This window comes from Mesorhizobium sp. YL-MeA3-2017 (assembly GCF_030814575.1).
In the GTDB taxonomy this organism is placed as follows: domain Bacteria; phylum Pseudomonadota; class Alphaproteobacteria; order Rhizobiales; family Rhizobiaceae; genus Mesorhizobium; species Mesorhizobium terrae.
Window position 1 is genome coordinate 657,975 of record NZ_JAUSVH010000001.1, and the last position, 23,865, is coordinate 681,839.

24 protein-coding genes and 1 tRNA gene are annotated in these 23,865 nt (G+C 64.0%); 9 read left to right on the top strand and 16 right to left on the bottom strand.

The features are described from left to right. Window positions 1-121: 121 nt before the first annotated feature. From QFZ88_RS03070 to QFZ88_RS03085, 4 genes are all read left to right on the top strand, one after another. Window positions 122-724, top strand: a complete 603-nt coding sequence (locus QFZ88_RS03070) for a TetR/AcrR family transcriptional regulator (protein WP_024926324.1) — start codon at window positions 122-124, stop codon at window positions 722-724. A gap of 38 nt (window positions 725-762) precedes the next feature. Next, window positions 763-1,926, top strand: coding sequence for a P1 family peptidase (locus QFZ88_RS03075; protein WP_024926323.1), 1,164 nt, complete (start codon window positions 763-765; stop codon window positions 1,924-1,926). A 207-nt stretch (window positions 1,927-2,133) separates the two neighbouring features. After that, window positions 2,134-3,672: an undecaprenyl-phosphate glucose phosphotransferase gene (locus tag QFZ88_RS03080; RefSeq protein ID WP_024926322.1), complete on the top strand. Its 1,539-nt coding sequence runs from the start codon at window positions 2,134-2,136 to the stop codon at window positions 3,670-3,672. Further along, the gene (locus tag QFZ88_RS03085; RefSeq protein ID WP_024926321.1) at window positions 3,669-5,015 is read left to right on the top strand and encodes an O-antigen ligase family protein; all 1,347 of its coding nucleotides are present in this window, start codon (window positions 3,669-3,671) and stop codon (window positions 5,013-5,015) included. The genes QFZ88_RS03080 and QFZ88_RS03085 overlap by 4 nt, the downstream gene beginning before the upstream one ends. Window positions 5,016-5,130: 115 nt before the next feature. On the opposite strand, the gene QFZ88_RS03090 is transcribed toward QFZ88_RS03085, so the two are convergent. Beyond that, window positions 5,131-5,207 (bottom strand) — tRNA-Pro (locus QFZ88_RS03090). Window positions 5,208-5,816: 609 nt separating this feature from the next. Beyond that, entirely contained in the window at window positions 5,817-6,302 is a 486-nt protein-coding gene (locus QFZ88_RS03095; RefSeq protein WP_244431371.1) for a hypothetical protein, read from the bottom strand. A gap of 168 nt (window positions 6,303-6,470) precedes the next feature. On the opposite strand from QFZ88_RS03095, the gene QFZ88_RS03100 reads away from it, so the two are divergent. The 3 genes from QFZ88_RS03100 (at window position 6,471) to QFZ88_RS03110 (ending at window position 9,311) form a co-directional block, all read left to right on the top strand. Then, window positions 6,471-7,487 (top strand): ABC transporter substrate-binding protein, encoded by a 1,017-nt coding sequence (locus tag QFZ88_RS03100; RefSeq protein WP_024926318.1) that lies wholly within the window; start codon window positions 6,471-6,473, stop codon window positions 7,485-7,487. A 118-nt stretch (window positions 7,488-7,605) separates the two neighbouring features. Continuing rightward, a complete protein-coding gene (locus QFZ88_RS03105; RefSeq protein ID WP_024926317.1) occupies window positions 7,606-8,421 on the top strand; it encodes an ABC transporter ATP-binding protein in 816 nt (271 codons plus the stop codon). An 11-nt stretch (window positions 8,422-8,432) separates the two neighbouring features. Continuing rightward, window positions 8,433-9,311: an ABC transporter permease gene (locus tag QFZ88_RS03110; protein ID WP_024926316.1), complete on the top strand. Its 879-nt coding sequence runs from the start codon at window positions 8,433-8,435 to the stop codon at window positions 9,309-9,311. Between the two features lie 9 nt (window positions 9,312-9,320). Here the strand turns inward: QFZ88_RS03110 and QFZ88_RS03115 are convergent, their stop codons facing one another. The 8 genes from QFZ88_RS03115 to QFZ88_RS03150 all read right to left on the bottom strand — a co-directional run bounded on the left by QFZ88_RS03115 (window position 9,321) and on the right by QFZ88_RS03150 (window position 15,933). Then, on the bottom strand, window positions 9,321-10,718 hold the full coding sequence (locus tag QFZ88_RS03115; protein ID WP_024926315.1) for a sensor histidine kinase: 1,398 nt from the start codon (window positions 10,716-10,718) through the stop codon (window positions 9,321-9,323). Further along, entirely contained in the window at window positions 10,708-11,385 is a 678-nt protein-coding gene (locus QFZ88_RS03120; RefSeq protein ID WP_024926314.1) for a response regulator, read from the bottom strand. The genes QFZ88_RS03115 and QFZ88_RS03120 overlap by 11 nt, the downstream gene beginning before the upstream one ends. A gap of 134 nt (window positions 11,386-11,519) precedes the next feature. Next, window positions 11,520-12,059: a MerR family transcriptional regulator gene (locus tag QFZ88_RS03125; RefSeq protein WP_024926313.1), complete on the bottom strand. Its 540-nt coding sequence runs from the start codon at window positions 12,057-12,059 to the stop codon at window positions 11,520-11,522. 195 nt (window positions 12,060-12,254) lie between these two features. After that, a complete protein-coding gene (locus QFZ88_RS03130; RefSeq protein ID WP_024926312.1) occupies window positions 12,255-12,578 on the bottom strand; it encodes an integration host factor subunit alpha in 324 nt (107 codons plus the stop codon). Between the two features lie 99 nt (window positions 12,579-12,677). After that, window positions 12,678-13,649 (bottom strand): beta-ketoacyl-ACP synthase III, encoded by a 972-nt coding sequence (locus QFZ88_RS03135; RefSeq protein WP_024926311.1) that lies wholly within the window; start codon window positions 13,647-13,649, stop codon window positions 12,678-12,680. A gap of 6 nt (window positions 13,650-13,655) precedes the next feature. Continuing rightward, window positions 13,656-14,726, bottom strand: a complete 1,071-nt coding sequence (plsX, locus tag QFZ88_RS03140) for a phosphate acyltransferase PlsX (protein WP_024926310.1) — start codon at window positions 14,724-14,726, stop codon at window positions 13,656-13,658. Between the two features lie 103 nt (window positions 14,727-14,829). After that, the gene (locus QFZ88_RS03145; RefSeq protein ID WP_036253999.1) at window positions 14,830-15,381 is read right to left on the bottom strand and encodes a YceD family protein; all 552 of its coding nucleotides are present in this window, start codon (window positions 15,379-15,381) and stop codon (window positions 14,830-14,832) included. 12 nt (window positions 15,382-15,393) lie between these two features. Next, entirely contained in the window at window positions 15,394-15,933 is a 540-nt protein-coding gene (locus QFZ88_RS03150; protein ID WP_024926308.1) for a ubiquinol-cytochrome C chaperone family protein, read from the bottom strand. Between the two features lie 110 nt (window positions 15,934-16,043). On the opposite strand from QFZ88_RS03150, the gene QFZ88_RS03155 reads away from it, so the two are divergent. Next, window positions 16,044-16,565 carry an outer membrane protein assembly factor BamE gene (locus QFZ88_RS03155; RefSeq protein ID WP_036253991.1) on the top strand — a complete coding sequence of 174 codons (522 nt, stop codon included), beginning with the start codon at window positions 16,044-16,046 and terminating at the stop codon, window positions 16,563-16,565. Between the two features lie 120 nt (window positions 16,566-16,685). Here the strand turns inward: QFZ88_RS03155 and QFZ88_RS03160 are convergent, their stop codons facing one another. Beyond that, window positions 16,686-18,830 carry a sodium-translocating pyrophosphatase gene (locus QFZ88_RS03160; RefSeq protein WP_024926306.1) on the bottom strand — a complete coding sequence of 715 codons (2,145 nt, stop codon included), beginning with the start codon at window positions 18,828-18,830 and terminating at the stop codon, window positions 16,686-16,688. 273 nt (window positions 18,831-19,103) lie between these two features. Further along, window positions 19,104-19,601 (bottom strand): DUF2165 family protein, encoded by a 498-nt coding sequence (locus tag QFZ88_RS03165; protein WP_024926305.1) that lies wholly within the window; start codon window positions 19,599-19,601, stop codon window positions 19,104-19,106. A 49-nt stretch (window positions 19,602-19,650) separates the two neighbouring features. Between QFZ88_RS03165 and QFZ88_RS03170 the strand changes: the two genes are divergently transcribed. Then, entirely contained in the window at window positions 19,651-19,917 is a 267-nt protein-coding gene (locus tag QFZ88_RS03170; RefSeq protein ID WP_245317509.1) for a hypothetical protein, read from the top strand. 33 nt (window positions 19,918-19,950) lie between these two features. Here the strand turns inward: QFZ88_RS03170 and QFZ88_RS03175 are convergent, their stop codons facing one another. The 4 genes from QFZ88_RS03175 to QFZ88_RS03190 are packed head-to-tail and all read right to left on the bottom strand — an operon-like array spanning window position 19,951 to window position 23,772. Continuing rightward, window positions 19,951-20,700, bottom strand: a complete 750-nt coding sequence (locus tag QFZ88_RS03175; RefSeq protein ID WP_024926303.1) for an ABC transporter permease — start codon at window positions 20,698-20,700, stop codon at window positions 19,951-19,953. Beyond that, window positions 20,697-21,635, bottom strand: coding sequence for an ABC transporter ATP-binding protein (locus tag QFZ88_RS03180; RefSeq protein WP_024926302.1), 939 nt, complete (start codon window positions 21,633-21,635; stop codon window positions 20,697-20,699). The genes QFZ88_RS03175 and QFZ88_RS03180 overlap by 4 nt, the downstream gene beginning before the upstream one ends. Then, window positions 21,632-22,798, bottom strand: a complete 1,167-nt coding sequence (locus QFZ88_RS03185; RefSeq protein WP_024926301.1) for an ABC transporter permease — start codon at window positions 22,796-22,798, stop codon at window positions 21,632-21,634. The genes QFZ88_RS03180 and QFZ88_RS03185 overlap by 4 nt, the downstream gene beginning before the upstream one ends. Before the next feature lie 59 nt (window positions 22,799-22,857). Then, on the bottom strand, window positions 22,858-23,772 hold the full coding sequence (locus QFZ88_RS03190) for a glycine betaine ABC transporter substrate-binding protein OsmF (RefSeq protein ID WP_024926300.1): 915 nt from the start codon (window positions 23,770-23,772) through the stop codon (window positions 22,858-22,860). Window positions 23,773-23,865 lie beyond the last annotated feature (93 nt).

Here is a 23,865-nt window from a genome sequence, read left to right on the forward strand (position 1 = left end):
TTAAAATTCTGTTCCCATCAAAATGCTACGATGGAGTCGGCATTTCGTCAACAAACCATCGTAAAATCGCTTGCAAGATTCACAGAGCCCATTTTAATTTGAATGGCATTCAGGAGATATGATGAGCAGACCCGCCGCCCAGGCCGAACGCCGACTGACCCTCATCAGCGCCGCCGAGACGATGATCGCCAGGCATGGCCTGGCCGGCGTGACGCTGCGCGCCGTCGCCAATGAGGCAGGCATGAGCTCCAGCGCCGCGCTCTATTATTATCCGGGCCTGAAGGAGCTTCTGGACGACGTGCAGAAACAGGCTGTCGAGCGCTTCTGCACGCTGCGCGCGGCCGCCATTGCCCAGATCGCCGATCCGCGCGCGCGGCTGAAGGCGATGATCCTGACCGGCATCCCCGACGATCCTTCCGATCGCCTCTGCCGGCTCTTGATGGAACTCGGCGCCTATGCCCGCTCCGATGCCGCCTATGCCGCGCGCCACATCACATTGTTCGAGCGGCAGGTGGCGATCTATGTCGGCATTCTGGAGGCCGGCGCCATCACCGGCGCGTTCAAACTGGCCGATGCCAGCGACACGCTGGCGCGCAGCCTCGTCGTGCTCGAGGACGGGCTCGGCCTGCATCTTCTCAATGTCGTGCCGGCGGTGGACTACCCGACCGCGCTCGGCATCCTCACCGCCTATGCCGAAACGGCGACCGGCTGCCATCTCGGCTGATCGTCGCCAAGCCCATTTCCAACCACAGGACAGATCGAATGACGCAGACCTCGCACGTCACGCCCGCCGGAAAACCACGCGCCCGGGCGCTGGGCATTCCCTTCACCGGCACGCCCGGCCGCCTCAACGCGATCACCGACGTGACGGGCGTCGAAGTCGGCTACACCACGCTGATTTCCGGCGACGGCCAGATGGAAATCGGCAAGGGCCCGGTGCGCACCGGCGTCACCGCCATCCTGCCGCTCGGCCGCGAGGGTGCTGGCCAGGCGATCGCCGCCGGCTACCATTCCTTCAACGGCAATGGCGAAATGACCGGCGTGTCGTGGCTGGAAGAGGCCGGCGCCCTCAACATGCCGATCCTCATCACCAACACCCATGCCATCGGCCCTTGCCACCGCGGCACGATCGACTGGATGGTGCGAAACAAGCCCGACATCGCCAGCCAGTGGATGCTGCCCGTCACGGCGGAGACCTGGGACGGCTATCTGAACGACATCAACGGCCCGCACGTGACCTCCGAGCACGCCGTCGCGGCGCTCGATGCGGCCAGGGGCGGCGCCATCGAGGAAGGCTCGGTCGGCGGCGGCACCGGCATGAACTGCTACGCTTTCAAGGGTGGCAACGGTACGGCCTCGCGCATCGTCAACTACGGTCATCGCGACTACACGGTCGCCGTTTTCCTGCAGACCAATTTCGGCTCGCGCCATGAGCTGACCGTTGCCGGCGTGCCGCTGGGCGCCACCCTTGCCGACGACAACCCGATGGAGGCCTTCGCCGCCAGCCTGCAGCCGGCCGGCGCCGGCTCCTGCATCGGCATCGTCGCCACCGATGCCCCTCTCCTGCCCGGCCAGTGCAAGGCGCTGGCCCGTCGCGTGCCGCTGGGGCTGGCGCGCACCGGCACCGCCGGCTCGCATTTCTCGGGCGACATCTTCCTGGCCTTCTCGACCGCCAATCGCGATGCGCTGAACGGTCGCTTTCCAAGGGGCGAGCCTGACGCCGGCACCTACAGTCACATGGATTTCATCCCGTGGGGCCGCATGGACGATTTCTACGCCGCCACCGTGCAGGCAGCGGAGGAAGCGGTGGTGAATGCGCTGGTGGCCAACGCCGACATGGTCGGCCGTGACGGCCACCGCAGCCCCGCTTTGCCGCATGACAGGCTGATACATGCCCTGAAGGCGCGCAACGTCATCACCGGCTAAGTACTTTTTGCAACGGCTTGAGGCTCGGTGTCCACGCCGGTTCCCGGCATGCGACGTTGCCACGGCTACGCCTTTTCGCGATCTCCCCCGCGCATTCTCGAACGATGCGCGGGGTGGTCCCTGGCTGAAAGGTCTAACGCAAAAGGTTCTTGGAAGGGATTCTTAGCTCTCCTATGCTAGAACATACGGGAGCTTGGGAACCACTCCATGAACAGACGCGATCCCGCGAGCCGCTTCTCAGCCGACGCGGTACGCAAGTTCGAAGACCAGTCGGCGGGTAACGGACCTTCCGGCGGCCTCAGCGATCTCGCGCGCCAGGTCGCGGCGCAGTATGGCCGGGACACCATGTCGCCGGTGATGGTCACCGGCGTGCTGCGGCTGATCGAATTCGCGCTGCTGTTTCTGTCCGGCCTTGCGCTCTATGTGTATTTCGAGGGCTTCTTCCACAATCTCGGCTGGCAATACGCGCTGACCTTCGGCTCGGCTTCGCTGCTGGCGATCGTCTTGCTCGACATCGCCGATTGCTACCAGATCTCGGCCCTGTTCCGCCCCGTCGCCAATTTCGGCCGCATCCTGGCGATGTGGTCTGGCACTTTCGCGGCGCTGGCGCTGACCGCCTTCTTCATGAAGATCTCGGAAAATTATTCGCGCCTTTTGTTCGCCAGCTGGTTCCTGCTCGGCTTCGCGTTGATTTTCCTGATGCGCCTGATCACCGCCCGACTGCTGCGCCGCTGGGCGCGCGACGGACGCATGGAACGCCGTGCCGTCATCGTCGGCGGCGGCAAGGCCGCCGAGACGCTGATCCGCTCGGTGGAGAAGCAGCCCTATAACGACATCCGCATCTGCGGCATCTTCGACGACCGCGACGACAGCCGCTCGCCGCCCGTCGTGGCCGGCTATCCCAAGCTCGGCACCATCTCCGAACTGATCGAATTCGCCCGCATCGCCCGCATCGACATGTTGATCGTGTCGCTGCCGATTTCGGCCGAGGCGCGCGTGCTGCAGCTGTTGAAGAAGCTGTGGGTGCTGCCGGTCGATATCCGCCTGTCGGCGCATTCCAACCACCTGCAGTTCAGGCCGCGATCCTATTCCTATATCGGCTCGGTGCCGCTGCTCGACATTTTCGACAAGCCGATCAACGACTGGGATTCGGTGGCCAAGCGCGCCTTCGACATCGTCTTTTCGATCATCGGCATCATCGTGTTTTCGCCGGTCATGCTGGCCACCGCCATCGCCATCAAGCTCGACAGCAAGGGCCCGGTTCTGTTCAAGCAGAAGCGGCACGGCTTCAACAACGAAGAGGTCGAGGTCTACAAGTTCCGCTCCATGTACACCGACAAGTCAGATCCGTCGGCCAAGAAGACGGTGACCAAGAACGACCCGCGCGTCACCCGCGTCGGCCGCTTCATCCGCAAGACCTCGATCGACGAACTGCCGCAATTCTTCAATTCGCTGTTCGGCACGCTGTCGCTGGTCGGCCCGCGCCCGCATGCCATCGCCGCCCAATCGCACAACCTGCTCTACAACGAAGTGGTCGACGGCTATTTCGCCCGCCACCGCGTCAAGCCGGGCGTCACCGGCTGGGCCCAGATCAATGGCTGGCGCGGCGAGATGGACACCAATGAAAAAATCCGCATGCGCACCGAATACGATCTCTATTACATCGAGAACTGGTCGCTGCTGTTCGATCTGAAGATCCTGCTCCTGACCCCGGTGCGTCTGCTCAACACGGAAAACGCCTATTGAGCGCGCTGACGCATGAACTGCCCCCGCAGGCGGTCAACGCCAAGCTGATCGGCTTGCTGTCGTCGGGCGCGATCATCCTCGGCATCCTTTTGTCCGGCTTCGTCATCGGGGAACCGGCGCCTTATGAAGTCTACATGACCGGGCTGATCGGCATGTGGGCGCTGTTCGGCCTGCGCATCTCGCGTCCGATCGTGCCGCTGCTCATTCTGCTGGTCTCCATGAACATCGGCGGCATGATCGCCATGACGCAGATGGCCGAGCTGTCGTGGACGCCGCTCTACCTCGCCGTCTCGCTGTTCCTGGCCTTCACGGCGGTGTTCTTTGCCTCCGTCGTCGAGCAAAAGCCCGACCTCTACCGATTGATCTTCACGGCCTATGTGACGGCGGCCGTCGTCACCTCGACGCTCGGCATCGCCGGCTATTTCAAGCTGTTCCACGCCGCCGAAATCTTCACCAAATACGAGCGCGCCGCCGGTGCCTTCCAGGACCCCAACGTCTTCGGCCCCTTCCTGGCGTTGCCCGGCACCTATCTGCTCTACCGGTTGCTGACCGGCCCGGTGCAGCGCATGCCGCTCGTCGCCGTGCCGCTGCTGATCGTTGTCGGCGGCATCTTCCTGTCGTTTTCGCGCGGCGCCTGGGGCCTGTTCGGCGTCGCCGTCATCCTGCTCACCGGCATCCTTTTCCTGCAGAGCACCAGCGGCAGGTTCCGGCTGCGCGTCGTGGTGATGACGATCGCCGCACTGGCGCTGCTGGTGCTGGCCATGATCGTCGTCCTCCAGATCCCGGGCGTCTCCGAGATGCTGACCACCCGCGCCAAGCTGGCGCAGGACTATGATTCCGCCCGTCTCGGCCGCTTCGCCCGCTACGCCATCGGCTTCATGCTGGCGCTGGAACGGCCGTTCGGCATCGGCGCGCTGGTGTTCGGCACCATCTATGGCGAAGACACCCACAACATCTGGCTGAAGACGCTGATGGATTATGGCTGGCTGGGTTTCATCTCCTATCTCGGCCTGACCTTGTGGACGCTGGCGGCCGGCTTCCGGCTTTTGCTGCGCAACCGCCCCTGGCAGCCCTACGTGTTGTGCGCCTATGTCGTCTATGTCGGCCATGTTGGGCTCGGCAGCGTCATCGACACCGACCACTGGCGCCATTTCTATCTGCTGCTTGGCCTGGTCTGGGGCGGCATCGCGCTGGAATACCGCTACCAGCGCGGCCTGATCGCCCTGCCGGGAACCACGCCCGCCAACGCGGATCGCCCGCGTCCTGCGTCGATCGCGGCGCCCTTGCCCGCGTCCGGGACCCGGTCGCGCTCGCTGCTTTCCATGGTCCCCGCCGGACAATAGTCGCGGAAAATCACCCGCGACGATCGTGCGGGGCTCCATCCGGACATGATTTCTGCAAATCGGGACGGTCGCGCCGTCGGCGCGGCGAGTGGGGTCAAGTCAAGCTTTGGAAAAATGGTCGGAGTGGCCGGATTCGAACCGACGACCCCTTGACCCCCAGTCAAGTGCGCTACCGGGCTGCGCTACACTCCGGACCGCGCAAAGCCTTATGGGAACAAGGATTAAGTCGCAAGCCCTGATTTGGGGAAAAAGAACAGAAGCCGATCGTTGCGGGCGAATGTGGATAACACGGGATACAATGTCCCACGGATATTCCGCCTTGGTTCCCGGGCCGACTGCGCCCGACGCTCGCCTGATTATCGCCCTCGACTTTGCATAGGGCTCTGCGGTTGGGCTGTGGAAAGCTGGCGAGTGGGTGCTAAGCTTGTTCTAACTGCCAGCGGCACCGCGGGCATGAGGGGCTCACAATATGAACGTTTGGCTGCCATGGCGATATAGGGCGTTTTGCGCCACCATCTACGCGATTGGCGTGGCAGGCTTTCTGTTGCGAGCCCAATATCCCAAAAGCATCTTCGTCGCGTTGTTTGTGATGTCCCTACTGACTGCGGGTTTCGCATGTTGGTCAGCGTTTCAGTCGCGATTGGAGAAGAGCGCCGCCTTCTGGATCTTCACTGGAGTGGCGGGCTTGATGGCATATTCGATGTATCTGACCATACGTTCGATACTGATATAGGCAGCACGCCGCTGCTAGGCACTTGGAAGGCTGGCGAGCGGGTACTGGCACTGCTCCAGGAGAGGCTGTCACGCCTTCCACATCGCCGAACGCAGAATTGCCTGCATGTGCTGCGGTAGGTCGAGTTCGCCCCGCGCTTCGGTTTGCAAAAGGTAGGTGGATTTGGCCAGGCGATCGCCTTCCGTGGCCGCAGGATAGGCGCAGATTGCTATAAGGGCCTCTTCTTCAGTTCGGCAGGCATTGTCGAAAGCGTTGCCGCGACTGCCGATTCCCTCGACTGTTTTGCGGAGCGCCATGTATGCCGATTTGTGGGCTTCTATCAGAGCCACCAATTGGGCGCGCGGTTCTGTGCTCGAAGCATCGAAAGCCGGGGCTTCAACAGTTGTGGCGACGACGGCGGCACCTGATTGAAGAAGCAAAGCGCGACGATTGATCCTGGACGTGATGAATTCTCCTTTGGCCAGAAGATGCCTTAAGACACACCCTAGCACCTCAGCTCGCGCAATCCTGTCAGGAGTGATCGGCTTGGATAGTGAACGGCAATCGGGGCCCATCGTTTCAATGCTCCCTTGCCCGCCCGCCTGACGTTCTCCGCCTTCTATTCGCCACCACAGATTGAAAGGTTCATGAAAGGTTGGGTGCCCATCCTCCCTTCAAGCGTTCATGAACCGGGCGGCAAACAGCGCGGACGGGACGTCAGGAAACCAACAAGGAACCGGCTCATGTCCATTTCGCGTGCATTTCTCCAGCAGACCGCCCTTGGCGCCCTCGTCGCGGCTGGCGCCCTTTTCTCCGGCCATCAGGCCTTCGCCGCCGACAAGGTCACGCTCATGGTCGGCGGTTATGAAAAGCAGATCTACCTGCCCGCCAAGCTCGCCGAGGCGCTGGGCTATTTCAAGGACGAGGGTCTCGACGTCGAACTGCTGAACGAACCGGCTGGCGTCGACGCCGAAAACGAGATGCTCGCCGGCGCCGTGCAGGGCGTGGTCGGCTTCTACGACCACTGCATCGACCTGCAGGCCAAGGGCAAGTTCGTCGAATCCGTCGTCCAGTTCAGCCAGGCGCCGGGCGAGGTCGAGCTGGTTTCCACCAAACACCCCGAAATCAAGTCGGCCGCCGACTTCAAGGGCAAGAGCCTCGGCGTCACCGGGCTCGGTTCCTCGACCAATTTCCTGACCCAGTTCCTGGCGGTCAAGGCCGGCCTGAAGCTCGGTGACTTCACGTCCGTGCCCGTCGGCGCCGGCAACACCTTCATCGCCGCCATGCAGCAGGACAAGATCCAGGCCGGCATGACCACCGAGCCGACCATCTCGCGCCTGCTCAAGACCGGCGAGGCCAAGGTGCTGATCGACATGCGCACCATCGAAGGCACCAAGGCGGCGCTCGGCGGCACCTATCCCGCCGCCTCGCTCTACATGCAGACGGATTGGGTCGAAGCGCACAAGGAAGACACCCAAAAGCTCGCCAACGCCTTCGTCAAGACGCTGAAGTTCATCAACACCCACAGCGCCGCCGAAATTGCCGAGAAGATGCCCAAGGATTATTATGTCGGCGACAAGGACGGCTATGTGAAGGCGCTGGGCGACGGCAAGGCGATGTTCACGGCCGATGGCGTCATGCCCGAAGGTGGCCCGGAGACGGTGCTGAAGGTTCTGTCGACCTTCTCCAAGGACCTGCAGGGCAAGCAGATCGACCTGTCGAAGACCTACACCACCGCCTTCGTCAAGAACGCGAAATAAAGAAGCCGTGACGGGAGCCTGAGCGCGGCCGGCCTCGACGAGGCCCGGCCCGCTTAGTGCATGTGCAGCGTGGGCCGATGTCCGCGCCCTTCCCGCTTGGCATGAGGAAACAACCACGATGAACAGTCTCAACGGCGCCAGCGCGCCCGCCATCGAACTCATCAATGTCAGCCGTCGCTTCCTTTCGCCGACCGGAAAGTCGCTGACGGCGCTGCGCAATTTCACCATGACAGTCGGCCGCGGCGAATTCGTCGCCGTGGTCGGCCCGACCGGCTGCGGCAAGTCGACCACGCTGAACCTCGTCACCGGCCTCGCCAAACCCAGCGCCGGCGAGGTCCGCGTCATGGGCGCGCCGGTCAACGGCATCGATCCGCGCGTCGGCTTCGTCTTCCAGACAGACGCGCTGTTTCCCTGGCGCTCCGTCGTCGACAATGTCGTCGCCGGGCCGCTGTTTCGCGGCAAGGGCAAGACCGAGGCCTATGCGTCGGCCCGCGACTGGCTGGCGCGTGTCGGCCTCTCGCGTTTCGAACACCACTACCCGCACCAGCTCTCCGGCGGCATGCGCAAGCGCGTCGCGCTGGCGCAGACTTTCATCAACGGTCCGGAAATCCTGTTGATGGACGAACCCTTCTCCGCGCTCGACGTGCAGACCCGCGTGCTCATGCACGAGGAACTGCTGAAACTGTGGTCGCAGGCCAAGGCATCGGTCGTCTTCGTCACCCACGATCTCGAGGAAGCAATCGCACTGGCCGACAAGGTTTATGTGCTGACCGCCGGCCCGGCGACGGTGAAGTCGGTCTACGAGATCGACCTGCCACGGCCGCGCGTCGTTGCGGACATCCGCTACGACCAGCGCTTCATCGACTATTCCCGCACGATCTGGTCCGACCTCAAGGAGGAAGTCCAGACAAGCTACGCCCGCGCGGCGGCTTGAAGGAGGACGACATGGCAAATGCGGCATTGCAACCGGCAGAGACCGGCTTTCGCCCAGGTACTTCCGACGCCGAAATCGAGGCGGCTGCCCGCCAGGCGGCACGCCAGCGCCAGAACACGGTGCTGTTCTGGCGCGTCGGCATCCTGGTCGCCTTCCTCGGACTTTGGGAAGTCGCGGGACGGCTGAACTGGATCGACCCGTTCTTCTACGCCATGCCCTCGACCATCGTCGGGCGCCTGTATGAATGGATCACCGAAGGCACCTCCGAGGGGCCGCTCTGGTATCATCTATGGGTGACGATGGAGGAAGCGATGCTCGGCTTCCTCACCGGCTCGGTCGCCGGCATCCTGGCCGGCATCGCGCTCGGCCGCAATCGCATGGCCTCCGACATCTTCTCCATCTACATCAAGGTCATCAACTCCATTCCGCGCGTCGTGCTGGCGCCGATCTTCATCATGCTGTTCGGCCTCGGCCTGGCATCCAAGGTGGCACTGGCCTTCGTCATGGTGTTTTTCGTGGTCTTCCACAACGCCTTCCAGGGCGTGCGCGAGGCCGACCGCGCCATGATCGCCAATGCCCGCATCCTCGGCGCGTCGGACTGGCAGGTGACCCGCTCGGTCATCGTGCCGTCGGCCATGAGCTGGATCTTCGCCAGCCTGCACGTGTCGTTCGGCTTCGCCATCATCGGCGCCATCGTCGGCGAGTTCGTCGGCTCGCGCTACGGTATCGGCCTGTTGATCAACGTCGCCAAGGGCTCGTTCGACGCCGCCGGCATGTATGCCGCCATCGTCATCGTCATGGTGGTGGCGCTGGTCGCTGAATATCTGATGACGATGATCGAGGATCGCCTGGCGAAATGGCGTCCGCAGCCTCTGCAGGAAACCGAGTGAGGCGACACATCAGCCTTCGGCCGCACCTTCTTCATGGGCGGCCAGCCTGACTTCGACGACGAGACCGGGCCCTTGCGCCCGGTCTTTCAGTTCGATCGTCGCCTCGTGCGAGGCCGCGATCTCCTTGACGATGGCAAGGCCGAGGCCGGTGCCCTCGCCGCCTGTGTCGAGACGGCGGTAGAAGCGTTCGAACACGTTTTCGCGCTCGGTTGCCGGAATGCCCGGACCATTGTCCTCTACCAGAAGAACGACCTCGCCCGCCTGGTGCTCCAGGCGCACCGTCACCGCGCCACCGCGCGGTGTGTAGCGCAGCGCGTTGTCGGCGAGGTTGAAGACCAGTTCGCGCAACAGGTTGGAGTGCCCCCAGACAAGGAACGGGCCGCCGACCGGATCGAAGCCGAGATCGATGTCGCGGTCGACCGCCGCCAGCGCCAGCGTGTCCAGCGCGTTGCGCGCCGCCATCTCCATGTCTACCGCTTCCTTGCGCAGCGACGAGACGCCCTGCTCGGCGCGCGCCAGCGACAGAAGCTGGTTCGACAGCCGCGCCATGCGGTCGACGGAACGGTCGATCGCGGCCAGCGCCTCTTCCTTGGCCTCCGTGCCCTGCTCGCGGCGCCCGACCACGATCTGCGTCTTGAGCAGCGCCAACGGCGTGCGCAATTGGTGCGCCGCATTGGCGACGAAACGGCGCTGCGTCGCAATCAGCCGCTGCACACGGTCGAACGCTTCGTTGAGGGCCTCGACCAGCGGCCTGACCTCGGTCTGCACGGCACCCGCGTCGAATGGCTGTAGTTCCGCCGGATCGCGGCTGACCACCTCGTCGCGAAGCCGCATCAGGGGCGCGATGCCGCGCCGCAGCCCGAACACCGCGAGCATGCCAGCCGCCGCCACCAGCAGCACCTGGTCGCGCAGCGCCTTGAGCCACAGATCGGTCACCAGCCTGTTGCGGTTCTTCAGCGTTTCGCCCACCGCGATGATCGCGGTCTGCTGGTTGCCGGTGTCGATGATCGGCCGCGACAGCACCACCGCCCGAACGGGCGTGCCGCGAAACAGCGTGTCGAAATAGAGTGGCTCCAGCCCGACCGGCAATTGCGGCGGCGCGACGATGTCGGGATAACCGGCCAGCAACAGTCCGTCCGATGTCGCCACCCGGTAGAGCACGAGGTCCTGGTCGCTGGAAGCGAACATCTCGAGCGCCGAGGGCGGGATCGGCGCCTCGACCAGCCCGTCGCTCTTGCGGACCCGCTCGGCGATGACCCTGGCGGAGGCAAGCAGCGTGCGGTCGGTGATAAGGTTCGCGGTATCCAGCGCACCCTTGTAGGTGGTCCACACGTTGAAGACGACGACCGCGGCCATCGGCACGATCAGCCAGGCCAAGAGTTCGCGCTGGAGGCTCCTACCCGCCACCCGACACCCTCAGCACATAACCCAAGCCCCGCAGCGTGACGATGCCGACATCGCTGCCCTCCAGCTTGCGCCGCACGCGATGCACGCAGATCTCGATGGCGTTGGCGTTGCTCTCCTCGTTGAAACCGAAGACGTTTTCCGTCAGCGCATCCTTCAACACCGGGCGGCCGGCACGCAGCATCAGCGTTTCCAGCACCGCGTGCTCGCGGCCGGTCAGATGCAGCGGCTGGTCGCCAAGGCTGAACGCGCGGCCGCGCGTGTCGAAAGACAGCTGGCCGAGCTTGATCGCGGGTTCGAAATTGCCGCGCCCGCGCCTCAACTGTGCACGGATACGCGCCTCGAATTCACCGACCTCGAATGGCTTGACCAGATAGTCGTCGGCGCCGCTGTCGAGACCGCGGATACGGCTGGAAACGGCGTCATTGGCGGTCAGGATGATAACCGGCGTGGTGTTGCCGCGCCCCCGCAGCCGTTTCAAAACCTCGATGCCGTCGAGATGCGGCAGCGCGAGGTCGAGGATGACCAGCGCATAGTCCTGGCAGGCGGCGAGTGCCGCGTCGGCATCGTCGCCGCGATGGACGCAATCGATGACATAGTGCTCGCGCCGCAGCAGCCTGGTGATCCACTGCGAAAGGTCGCGGTCGTCTTCGGCCAACAAGATGCGCAATGAGGTTGGTCGCCTTGCTCCTGCCTCGGGCACCTGCCCGCGAGGCACAGTGTTTCATGCCGAACGGCACTGTCAACAATACCGAGGCGGCGGCACCGCATGTCGCCCGAAAGGCGCGCCGAGGGCTCGGGCGGTCAGCGCACCTGGTCGAGCAGGCGCTTGCACTCCAGAAGGTCGAACAGCGCTTCCTGCAGCAGCGCGCGGTTGTCGCGCGACAGCTTGCCGGAACCCGATTGCACCGGGCCCTCGTCGTCCGCTTTGCCGAGGCCGAAGAAACGGCGGTTCGGCTTGGCGGTCGGCTGGCCGACCAGCATCTCGTCGTCGCCGCGCGGCTGGGCGGCGGGCGTCAGCGGCACTTCCTCGGCCTGCCGGCGCTGCGCGATCGCCTCGACGGCGGCAACGTCGCCATGACCGACAGCGATCAAGAACTGGTTGCCGTTCTCGCGCAGGAGTTTCTGCACGCCTTTAATGGTGTAACCCTGGTCGTAGAGCATATGCCGGATGCCCTTGATCAGTTCCACGTCCTGCGGCCGGTAATAGCGGCGGCCACCGCCGCGCTTCATCGGCTTGATCTGGGTGAAACGCGTTTCCCAGAAGCGCAGCACGTGCTGCGGCAAGTCAAGGTCTTCGGCAACCTCGGAAATGGTGCGGAAGGCGTCGGGGCTCTTGTCCATGGGCGAATCCTCGCGCTGGGCATCGGATCGTAAAGGTCGGCGCCCGTGCTGGCCAACCCGATGCGCAAACAACAGACAACCGAAGATTCGACGCCGATTGCGCCGAATCGAAGCTCATTTCAGCGGTTTATCGCCAAATATTCAAGCCCGGCATCAAGCCGGGCCGGGTTTTCAACCGTTGAATGAGGCCACCGACTATTTGCCGGCCTTGGACTTGTTGGTCTGGTGCGAGCGCAGGATACGGCTTTTCAGCACGTTGGACGCCTTGAAGGTCATCACCCGGCGCGGCAGAATCGGCACTTCCTCGCCGGTTTTGGGATTGCGGCCGATCCGTTCGTTCTTGGAACGAACATGGAAAGTGGCGAAGGATGACAGCTTCACCGTCTCCCCGCGCACGATCGCCTCGCAGATCTCGTCGAGCACCGCTTCGACCAGTTCGGCAGACTCCGTGCGCGACAGGCCGACCTTCCGATAAACGGCCTCCGCAAGGTCGGCACGTGTCAGTGTCTTTCCTCCCATCGGACCGCCCTATCAGTTATCTCAAATGTATCGATCAAACGCCGCCGGAGCCTAAGTAATTGACTCGACAAGGTCAAGGACCGAACCGACCGGTTCGCCTCACCATCTGACGAGCACGGCACCCCAGGTAAAACCGCCGCCCATCGCCTCCAGAAGCACGAGGTCGCCGCGCTTGATCCGCCCGTCCGCCGCTGCGATGGCCAGCGCCAGCGGCACCGATGCGGCCGAAGTGTTGCCATGCAGATTGACGGTGATCACCACCTTCTCCTCGGCAATGCCGAGCTTCTTGGCGGAAGCGTCGATGATGCGCTTGTTGGCCTGATGCGGCACGAACCAGTCGAGGTCGTCGGCGGTGATGCCGGCTTGCGAGAACGTCGCCTCGATGACGTCCGTGATCATGCCCACGGCATGCTTGAAAACCTCGCGCCCTTCCATCCTGAGATGGCCGACCGTGCCGGTGGTCGACGGACCGCCGTCGACATAGAGTTTTTCCTTGTGCGTGCCGTCGGAACGCAGGGAGGCAGCCAGAACGCCGCGATCGGCGATGGTGCCCGCCCCTTCCGTCGCTTCCAGCACCATTGCGCCGGCGCCATCGCCGAACAGGACGCAGGTCGAGCGGTCGCTCCAGTCGAGAATGCGCGAGAACGTCTCGGAGCCGATCACCAGGACACGCTTGGCCAGTCCCGCGCGGATATACGCATCGGCCGTGGTGACGGCATAGACGAAGCCGGAACACACCGCCTGCATGTCGAAGGCGTAGCCGTGGCGCATGCCGAGCCGCTGCTGGATCTCGACCGCCGTGGCGGGGAACGTGTTGTTGGGCGTCGACGTCGCCAGTACGATCAGGTCGATGTCGTCCGGGGTCAGCCCGGCATCGGCAAGTGCGGCGCGCGCCGCCCCCTCGCCGAGCGAAGCCGTCGTCTCGTCGTCGGAGGCGATGTGACGCTGCCGGATGCCGGTTCGCTGGGCGATCCACTCGTCCGACGTCTCGACCATGCCTTCGAAATCGGCATTCTTCATGATGCGGCGGGGCAGTGACTGGCCCGTGCCGCGCACGACTGATCTAATCAAGTCTTTTTATCCTTCTTCGTCGGCTGCGACGTCGGACCGTCTGATTGCCGGTGACTGCGGATTGCGGGCATGGAACAGATCGAGATCCGCTTCGATCCGGTCAAGCAGCCGGTTGCGCACCATGTCGTAGGCCAGTTCCACGGCCGCCGCAAACCCCGCCGAATCGGCACCGCCGTGGCTTTTTACCACGACCCCGTTCAGTCCGAGGAAGACACCGCCATTGGAGCGGCTGACATCCATTTTTTCGCGCAAGAGGTCGAAAGCGCCCTTGGCGAACAGATAGCCGATGCGGGCCATCAGGGTACGGCTCATCGCGGCGCGCAGATAACCGCCGATCTGGCGGGCGGTGCCTTCGGCGGTCTTCAGCGCGATGTTGCCGGCGAAACCTTCGGTCACCACCACGTCGACCGTGCCCTTGCCGATATCGTCGCCCTCGACGAAACCGTGATAGCTCATCGAGGCCATGTTGGCCTCGCGCAGCATGCGCCCGGCTTCCTTGACCTCTTCCTGGCCCTTGACCTCCTCGACGCCGACATTGAGCAGGCCGACGGTCGGCCGCTCGATGCCGAACACGGCGCGCGCCATGCCGGTGCCGAGAATGGCGAAATCGATAAGCTGGTGCGCGTCGGCACCGATGGTGGCGCCGACATCCAGCACCACGCTTTCGCCGCGCATGTTCGGCCAGATCGCGGCGATCGCCGGCCGGTCGATGGTGGCCATGGTGCGCAGGCAGAATTTCGACATCGCCATCAGCGCGCCGGTGTTGCCGGCGGAAACGCAGGCGTCGGCCGAACCGGCCTTCACCGCCTCGATCGCCTTCCACATCGACGACTTCCAGCGGCCATGGCGCAAGGCCTGGCTTGGCTTGTCGTCCATGCGCACGGCGACATCGCAATGGATCAGTTCGCTTTTCTCGGCCAGACCGGGAAATTTCGCCAGTTCCGGCCGCACCACTTCTTCGCGGCCATAAATGGCGAAACGGATGTCCGGGCGGCGGGTGGCGACTATCTGGAGCGCCGGGATGACCACGTTGGGTCCGTGGTCACCGCCCATGGCATCGATGGAAATTTTAATCACGCGTTGTTCATCTCGTGTGTTGGCTTCGGGCCATCATGACTTTTGGCGAAAATAGCGGTTTTGGGTCTCCACACAACCGGCTTTTGTCGCCTTCCCGCTGCTTTCAGGATTTTCCGAGCAGCGATTTGAGCTTCCGCTGGAATTCGCTTTCGGGCTCGGCCTCGTCCGGGGCGAGTTCCAATTCCACGCCGGGCTTGCGGGGATAAGGGTCGATTCCCAGTCCGAAAAACTGCTCGGCCAGCGCGCCGACATCGATGGTGTCGCCCGAGAACGTCTCCGGACTGTCCGGCCCGTCGGCATCGATCAGGATCTCGCCGCCGCCCTCGAAGCCCTGCCGGCCAAGCTTTGATTCTTCCGGCAGGAACAAACCCTCGACCGCTTCGTCGATATGCGTCGTCACCGGTTCAAGCGTCACCACGCAGGCCTGGGTGATGTCGGCCTCGACGCTGCCGCTGACCTTCACGCCATGCCGTTTCCAGGGCGTCACCAGGAGATCGGCGACATAACGTTCGACCGACTGGAGCTCGTGGTCCTTGGCCAGCGCCTCGCGTTGCGCGGCAGTGGCTTCGATGCGCACGGGCATGCCCTTTTGCGGCAAACGCGAGACATGCGCCTCGAACGATACCGAACTTCTGGAACCGGGTTCGTTTTGCATGATCATCATCCTTCAACCGGCCGCCGCCGGAAAGACGACCGTGCCGGCGCAGATCGTCGCGGTCGGCTGGGCGGCCAATTCATCCCTCGCCCGCATCACATAAGTGGCCAGCGCCGCGGCCTCCGGCCATTCCGCGACATCGGGGCGGACATTGCGGCCGAGTGCTGCACCGAGATCGCCTGCATCGTTGCGCTCCAGCGCATCCGCATAGGCGGCGGTACGGCCATAATACATCTTGGCGAGCTTCTTCATGCGCTTCGGCACGCCGACATCGCTGATGCCGAGCTCGCGCAGCGAATGATCGACATCGGTGAAGAACTCGTCGATCAGCACCTGGGCGACGTCGGCGGCGACGCCGCTTTCGCCATGCAGGCGATGCTGGAACAGGAACATGTGCAGCGACAGCATCTCGAAACGACCGAGTGGCATATCCGGCACATTCCAGTCCGAATAAAAGAAAGTTTGCCGCGCCGCCGCCACGATTTGTCCGTACAGCGCCTCGGTGATGGCGCGGTTGGCGTGGCGTTCGCGGCCGAACAGGCGCTGAAACATTGGGGACGGTCTCCCAGGGACCTGTTTGTTAAGGCACGATTGTTGCATCGGCGGCTAAGCTGGTTTACCGGTTTTGCCGCCTCGCGCAAGCCGGTGCCCGAGAGCGGACTATGGAGTTGTTGTTGCGCGCGCTGAAATTCAAGTCGACCGCCTTGGCAGGTCCCGCTTCCGTCGCCTCGATGCTGATCGTCGTATCGGCGCTCTCTGGCTGCAATTCGTCCAAGATGTTCGGGGACCTGACCCCCGGCGAGACGCTCACCCAGGGCTACGTCGTCGACCAGCAAACGCTGGATTCGGTGCCGGTCGGCTCCAGCCGCGAACAGGTGCTCCTGTCGCTGGGCACGCCGTCCACCACCGCGACCTTCGACAACGAGGTCTTCTATTACATTTCCCAGACGCGCCGCCGCCCGGTCGCCTTCGCCAATCCCGGCGTGGTCGACCAGAAGGTGCTGGCCGTCTATTTCGGCGCCGACAACCGCGTCGCCCGCATCGCCAATTATGGCCTCAAGGACGGCAGGGTGTTCGACTTCATCTCGCGCACGACGCCGACCGGCGGCAAGGACCAGAACTTCCTCGGCCAGATCATTTCCGGCGCCGGCAAGCTCAAGCCGAGCGCTGGCTCGCTGCTCTAGGCGCGCGGGCTACGCCCACAGCACCATCGTCCATGAAAAAACCCGCAGGATCGCTCCCGCGGGTTTTTTTGATTTGTCGCCGCCGCCCGGCCAATGCGACCGGGCGGAGGTTCTTGCGCGTCAGCCGTGGGCGAGCACTGCCAGAAGCAGCAGCGCCACGATATTGGTGATCTTGATCGCCGGGTTGACGGCCGGACCGGCGGTATCCTTGTAAGGATCGCCGACGGTATCGCCCGTCACCGAGGCCTTGTGGGCCTCTGAGCCCTTCAGATGCTTGACGCCGTCCTTATCGACGAAACCGTCCTCGAACGACTTCTTGGCGTTATCCCAGGCGCCGCCGCCCGATGTCATCGAGATGGCCACGAACAGGCCGTTGACGATGACGCCGAGCAACGAGGCGCCCAAAGCCGCGAAAGCCGAGGCCTTGGAGCCCGAGATCAAAAGCACGCCGAAATAGACGACCAGCGGCGCCAGCACCGGCAGCAGTGACGGAATGATCATCTCCTTGATCGCCGCCCTGGTCAAAAGGTCGACGGCGCGGGCGTAGTTGGGCTTGGACGTGCCCTTCATGATGCCCGGATCCTCGCGGAATTGACGCCGCACCTCTTCCACGATCGAGCCCGCCGCACGGCCGACGGCGGTCATGGCAATGCCACCGAACAGATACGGGATGAGACCGCCGAAGATCAGGCCGGCAACCACATAGGGGTTTGACAGGTCGAAGGAGATCGTGCCGACATTGGCGAAATAGGGATATTGCGCGGCATTGGCCGCGAAATATTGCAGGTCGTTCGAATAGGCGGCGAACAGCACCAGCGCGCCGAGGCCGGCCGAACCGATGGCATAACCCTTGGTGACCGCCTTGGTGGTGTTGCCGACCGCGTCGAGCGCGTCGGTGGAATGACGCACTTCCTTCGGCATGCCCGACATTTCTGCGATACCGCCGGCATTGTCGGTGACCGGGCCGAACGCGTCGAGTGCCACGATCATGCCGGCAAGGCCGAGCATGGTGGTGACCGCGATGGCGGTGCCGAACAGACCGGCCAGCTGATAGGTGCCGATGATGCCGCCGACGATGACGATGGCCGGCAGCGCCGTCGATTCCAGCGAGACCGCGAGGCCCTGGATGACGTTGGTGCCGTGACCGGTGACCGAGGCCTGGGCGATCGAATTGACCGGGCGCTTGTTGGTGCCGGTGTAGTATTCGGTGATCACCACGATCAGCGCCGTTACCAGCAGGCCGACCAGCCCGCAGATAAACAGCTTGGTGCCGTTGACCGGGTGCTGCCCGGCTGCCGCCTGGATGTCGCCCCAGCCGATGGTCATCGAGGTGGCGGCACCAAGGCCGACGATGGAGAGCAGGCCGGTGACGATCAGGCCTTTGTAGAGCGCGCCCATGATGGAGCCGTTCGACCCCAGCTTGACGAAGAAGGTGCCGATGATCGAAGTGACGATGCAGGCGCCGCAGATGACGAGCGGGTAGAGCATCATGCTCGACAGAACGGGCGTGCCGGCAAAGAAGATCGCCGCAAGCACCATGGTGGCGACCACGGTCACCGCATAGGTCTCGAACAGGTCGGCCGCCATGCCGGCGCAGTCGCCGACATTGTCGCCCACATTGTCGGCGATCGTGGCCGGGTTGCGCGGATCATCTTCCGGAATTCCGGCTTCGACCTTGCCGACCAGATCGCCGCCGACATCGGCACCCTTGGTGAAGATGCCGCCGCCGAGACGGGCGAAGATCGAGATGAGCGAAGCGCCGAAGCCGAGCGCCACCAGCGAATCGATGACCTTGCGGTCGCCGGGGGCCAGGCCGAGCGGGCCGGTCAGCACCCAGTAGTAGACGGAGACGCCGAGCAGCGCGAGGCCGGCCACCAGAAGGCCGGTGATGGCGCCCGACTTGAAGGCGATGTCGAGACCCGCCGCCAGGCTGTTCGATGCAGCCTGCGCGGTGCGCACATTGGCGCGCACCGAAACGTGCATGCCTATGAAGCCAGCGGCGCCCGAAAGCACGGCGCCGACCAGGAAACCGATCGCTGCGGTACCCGAAAGCAGCCACCAGGCCAGCAGGAACACGACGACCCCGACGATGGCGATGGTGGTGTACTGGCGCGCCAGATAGGCTTGCGCGCCCTCGCGGATGGCCGCGGCGATTTCCTGCATGCGGGCGTTGCCCTGATCGGATGCCAGTACGGACTGCGTAGCCCATATGGCGTAGACGATCGAAAGCACGCCGCAGAGGATGACGACAAAAAGCATACTCATGTGCGGATTTTTCCTCGATCTGTGGCCCGGCAGACCTCCTCCCCCGGGCCGTGGAACCGAACCGGGGCTCTGAGCAGAGTCCCGACCCCTCGCAGCGATTTATGCAGAGCCGCGGTCTCGACCGTCAAGCCGGCGTGCGACATTTGCCCGCATTTCCTTGCGACACTTTAGCGCGGTCTTGTTGGGCCAGTCGGCCTGTCCGCACCAAGGTGGTGAACGCCGGCGCCGTCGTTTCGCGGCGCCGGCGACGAGCCCTGATAAGACGACCCCTTGTTAATCGGCCAGATCGTGATCCGGCTGCATGACGTAAATCAGCACGACAAGCATGGTCATGTAGAACTTGAAAGCCGCTTCCTGGCCGTTCCAGGTCTTCGACTGCCACATTGCAAACCACTCGCCGCCGATCGCCATGAAACCGAAATACCAGACGAGAAAGCCCATGGTGGTGGCGACGATCGCGAAATTCTTGGCCTTGTTGAACGCCGCCCCGCTACCGTTGCGGGCGCTCCACAGGTTCCATGCCGCGATCAGGAAGAGCACGCAGGTCAGCGCCTCGCCGGCGATGATCAACCAGTAGCCGGCTGTCCAAAGCGCCGGATTGGTAATGGAGCGGTACATCAATGCGTTGCCCGGAAAGGTCGTGTCCATGGACAGCACATGTTGGACAAAGGCGAAGTTCGAGCCATAGTCGGTGATGTTGCCAAAGGCGACAAGGAACGCGAAAATCGCCAGACACAGGCACATGATGATCTTGGAAAGACGTGACGTCATGGCAAAAGCCCCTTCTGCTTTCGATGGTGCAAGTCACGGTGACGGAAGATTGCCGAGTCCCGCCCGGCACGCAATCCATCCCGTCGTCATCGCCTTGACCGCGACCGCGAGCCGCCACGCTGCCGACTACGGGCTTTCGACGGCGCTTGCGGCCTTGCAACTGCCGGAAACCTGCGCGGTGGATGATCTCGTTTCACTCGAGAACACCGCCGATCGTCACGCGTTTTCCATCATCCGGCGCCGCTGGATCGCGGACGGCAACGGGACAAGATTGGAAATCACGCTCGACCATCCCGCGGCGGCATCCCGACGCTGAAGGACCACAGCCGTTCGGCCCAACCTGAGGCGGTTAAAGGCCCGACAGACCCATGCGGCGCGCCGCCACGCGTTCCAACGCGACCAGGCCGTCATAGATGAAGACGGCGAGCCCGGCGACGATCAGGCCGCCTTGCACGACGAAGGCGAGATTGTTGGAGATGAGGCCAGCGATGATGACCTCACCCAAAGTCTTGGCCGCCACCGTGGAACCGATCGTCGCGGTAGCCAGGCTGATGACGACCGAAAGCCGGATGCCGGCCAGGATGACCGGCAGGCTGAGCGGCAGCTCCACCTTGAGCAGTCGCTGACGGCTGGTCATGCCCGCCCCCCTCGCCGCCTCCACCACATTGCCCGGCAGCGTGGTGAGGCCGGTCAGCGCGTTCTCGAAAATCGGCAGCAGGCCGTAAAGGAAAAGCGCGATCAGCGTCGGCTTCTCGCCGAAGCCAACCGCCGGCACGGCTAGCGCCAGCACAGCAACCGGCGGGAAGGTCTGGCCGATATTGACCAGGCTGCGCGACAGCGGCAGGAATTCGGCGCCGAAGGGCCGCGTCACCAGGATCGCCAGCCCGATGGCAACAACGATCGCGCCCAGCGTGGCGACCGCCACGGTGCCCAGATGCTGCAGGGTGAGCGTCAGCAGGCTGCCCTGATTGTAGATCGCCGGCGCGTTGTTTTCCGTCAGCGGCTTGAGCAACGGCTCGAACCAGCCCGGACTGACGATGAACGTCACCAGGAGCACGAACAGCACCAGCCGCAGCGCCGCGGGCAGGAACCGTCTCATGCCGGTCGTGCCGCCAGTTTGATCAGCCCGTCCACGGTGACGCGGCCGAGCGGCTTGCCGTCGGCGCCCTTGACCGGCAATGCGGGGCGACCCGACCACAAAAGCTCGGCCAGCGCGTCGCGCTGGCTGGCCTCGGCGGGGATGGCCTCGCCTTCCGCCGTACCCTTCTCGACTGCATCGGCGACGCGGCCGAGCGACAGGAGCCGGAACGGCCGCTCGGACGAGCCGACCAGTGTCTCGACGAAGGAACTGGCCGGTTTCGCCAGGATCTCGGCGGGCTTGGCATATTGCACCAGCTTGCCGCCATCCATGACGGCGATCTTGTGGCCGAGATGCACCGCCTCCTCCATGTCGTGCGTGACCAGGATGATGGTGGTGCCGAAATGCTTCTGGATGGCCAGCAGGTCTTCCTGCGCCTTGGTGCGGATGATCGGGTCGAGCGCGCCGAACGGCTCGTCCATCAAAAGCACGTTGGGCTTGGCGGCCAGCGCGCGCGCCACGCCGACGCGTTGCTGCTGACCGCCGGAGAGTTCGTGCGGATAGCGCGGGCCGAAGGCGGCGGGATCGAGCTGGAACAGGCGCAGCAATTCGTCGACGCGCTCGTCGATACGCTCCTTGTCCCAGCCGAGCAGCAAAGGCACGGTGGCGATGTTCTGGGCCACCGTGCGGTGCGGGAACAGGCCATGGCCCTGGATGGCGTAGCCGATCGAGCGGCGCAGTTCGTAGTCGGGCAGCGAATGGTTGTCGACGCCGTCCAGCTTGATCGTGCCCGAGGTCGGTTCGACCAGTCGGTTGATCATGCGCAACAGCGTCGTCTTGCCCGACCCGGACGTGCCGACGATGGCGGCGATGGTGCGCGGCTCGATCACCAACGACACGTCGTCGACCACGGTCTGGTCGTCATAACGCTTGGTGATGTTTTCGATCTCGATCATGCTACCGCTTCCCTGCGCCGTCTCGTTGCGGTCAGTTCGATGATGGCGTCGAGCACGATGCCCGCCGCGAAGGCCAGCGCCACGGTTGGCACGGCGCCGAGCAGAACAAGGTCCATCGCCGTCTGGCCGACGCCCTGGAACACAAAAACCCCGAAGCCGCCGCCGCCGATCAATGCCGCGATGGTGGCGAGCCCGATGTTCTGGACCAGCACGATGCGGATGCCGGTCAAAATCACCGGAAAGGCCAGCGGGAACTCGACGTCGAACAGGCGCTGCCGGCTGGTCATGCCCATGCCGCGCGCCGCCTCGTTGGCGGCCTGCGGCACGCCGGCCAGTCCCACCACCGTGTTGGCGACGACCGGCAACAGCGAATAGAGGAACAGCGCCACGAAGGCGGGCGCGGTGCCGATGCCGCGAATGCCGAGCGCCGCAGCCCCCGGCACATGCAGCGCCACCCAGCCGAGCGGCGCGATCAGCATGCCGAACAGCGCGATCGACGGGATCGTCTGGATGATGTTGAGCACGTTGAGCACGGCCGCCTTCATCGGCTCGACCCGGTGGCAAAGGATGCCCAGCGGCAGGCCGACGACAACCGCGGCAGCCAGCGAACCCAGCGCCAGCGTCACATGCTTGCGCGCTTCGGCCCAGAAGCTGCCGGCGCGATTGGCATATTCCTTGAGGATGGAAAGGCTGTCCCAACTGCCCGAGGCGAGCAGGATGCCGATCGCGACCGCAGCGATCACAAGAATGCCGATACGCGCCAGCGGCGACAGTTCGAGCCGGGTCAGAACATCGGCCAAGAGCAGCGTGAAGGCGAAGACCAGCAGCCAGAAGCCGGAAGCCGGCGAGATGCGGGCGAAGGTATTGCCGGCCGGCGTCAGGAAGCTGCCGGCGACGCCGATCGCCAGCGCCAGCACGCCAAGCACGGCCACGCTTGCCACCAGACGCCAGATCAATGGCGTCTTCACGAGCGCCACGACGACGGCGACAACCACCAGCGCCAAAAGCAGCGCCCCACTGCCCGACGGAAGTGCTTCGAGGATGGATCGCCCTTGCCCCGGCACGATGCGATTGGCACGGAACGTGGCAAACGGCGCCAGGAACGCCGCATAGGCGGCAATCGCGGCGATCACAACGCCCAGCTTGTCGAAGCGAATGCCCACAATGCCTGTCCCCGGCGAACCGGCGCCCGTTCAGCGGGCGCCGGCAAGCTCTTCATGCCTTACTTCAGGAAGCCGTTTTTCTTCAGGAAGTCCTCGGCAACCGCCTTGGCCGGCTCGCCACCGACCTGGACGCGGCCGTTCAGCTCCTGCAGCGTCACCAGATCGAGCTTCTCGAAGACCGGCTTCAGGAGGTCGGCGATCTTCGGATTTTCCTTCAGCACCGCCTCGCGGATGATCGGCGTCGGCTGATAGACCGGCTGCACGTTCTTGTCGTCGGCGAGCACCACCAGCCCGGACGGCGCGATGCCGCCGTCGGTGCCGTAGACCATCGCCGCATTGGCGCCATTGGTCTGGTTGGCAGCGGCGCCAATGGTGGCCGCCGTGTCGCCGCCCGAAAGCGTGATCAGCTGGTCCGACTTCAGCTTGAAGCCGTAGGTGGTCTGGAAAGCCGGCAAGGCCGCAGCCGAGTTGACGAACTCGGCCGAGGCGGCCAGCACCACCTTGCCGCCACCGGAGACGTATTTGCCGAAGTCGCTGAGCGAGGCCAGCTTGTTGGCATCGGCGACATCCTTGCGCAACGCGATCGCCCAGGTGTTGTTGGCCGGCGACGGTGTCAGCCAGACGATCTTGTTGGCGTCGTATTCAAGCTTCTTGGCCGCTTCGTAACCCTTGGCCGCATCCTTCCAGATCGGATCGTCGGCCTTCTCGAAGAAGAAGGCGGCGTTGCCCGTATATTCGGGATAAATGTCGATCTCGCCGGCGATGATCGCCTTGCGCACCACCGGCGTGGCGCCGAGCTGGATGCGGTCGACGGTCTTGATGCCGTTGGCGTTCAGCACCGACTGGATGATGTTGCCCAGCACCCCGCCCTCGGTGTCGATCTTGGAGGAAACGACGACGTCGGCGGCATTGGCCGAGGCGACGGAAAGGCCGAACGCCACGAGCGCGCCGGCGAAAAACCTGGTTGAAGACATGGTGGCAAATCCCTCTGATGGAACCGGAAACGATTATTGCATATCGCACGACCCAGACGGCCAGTCGGGGCATACGGTTTCATAAGATGGAGG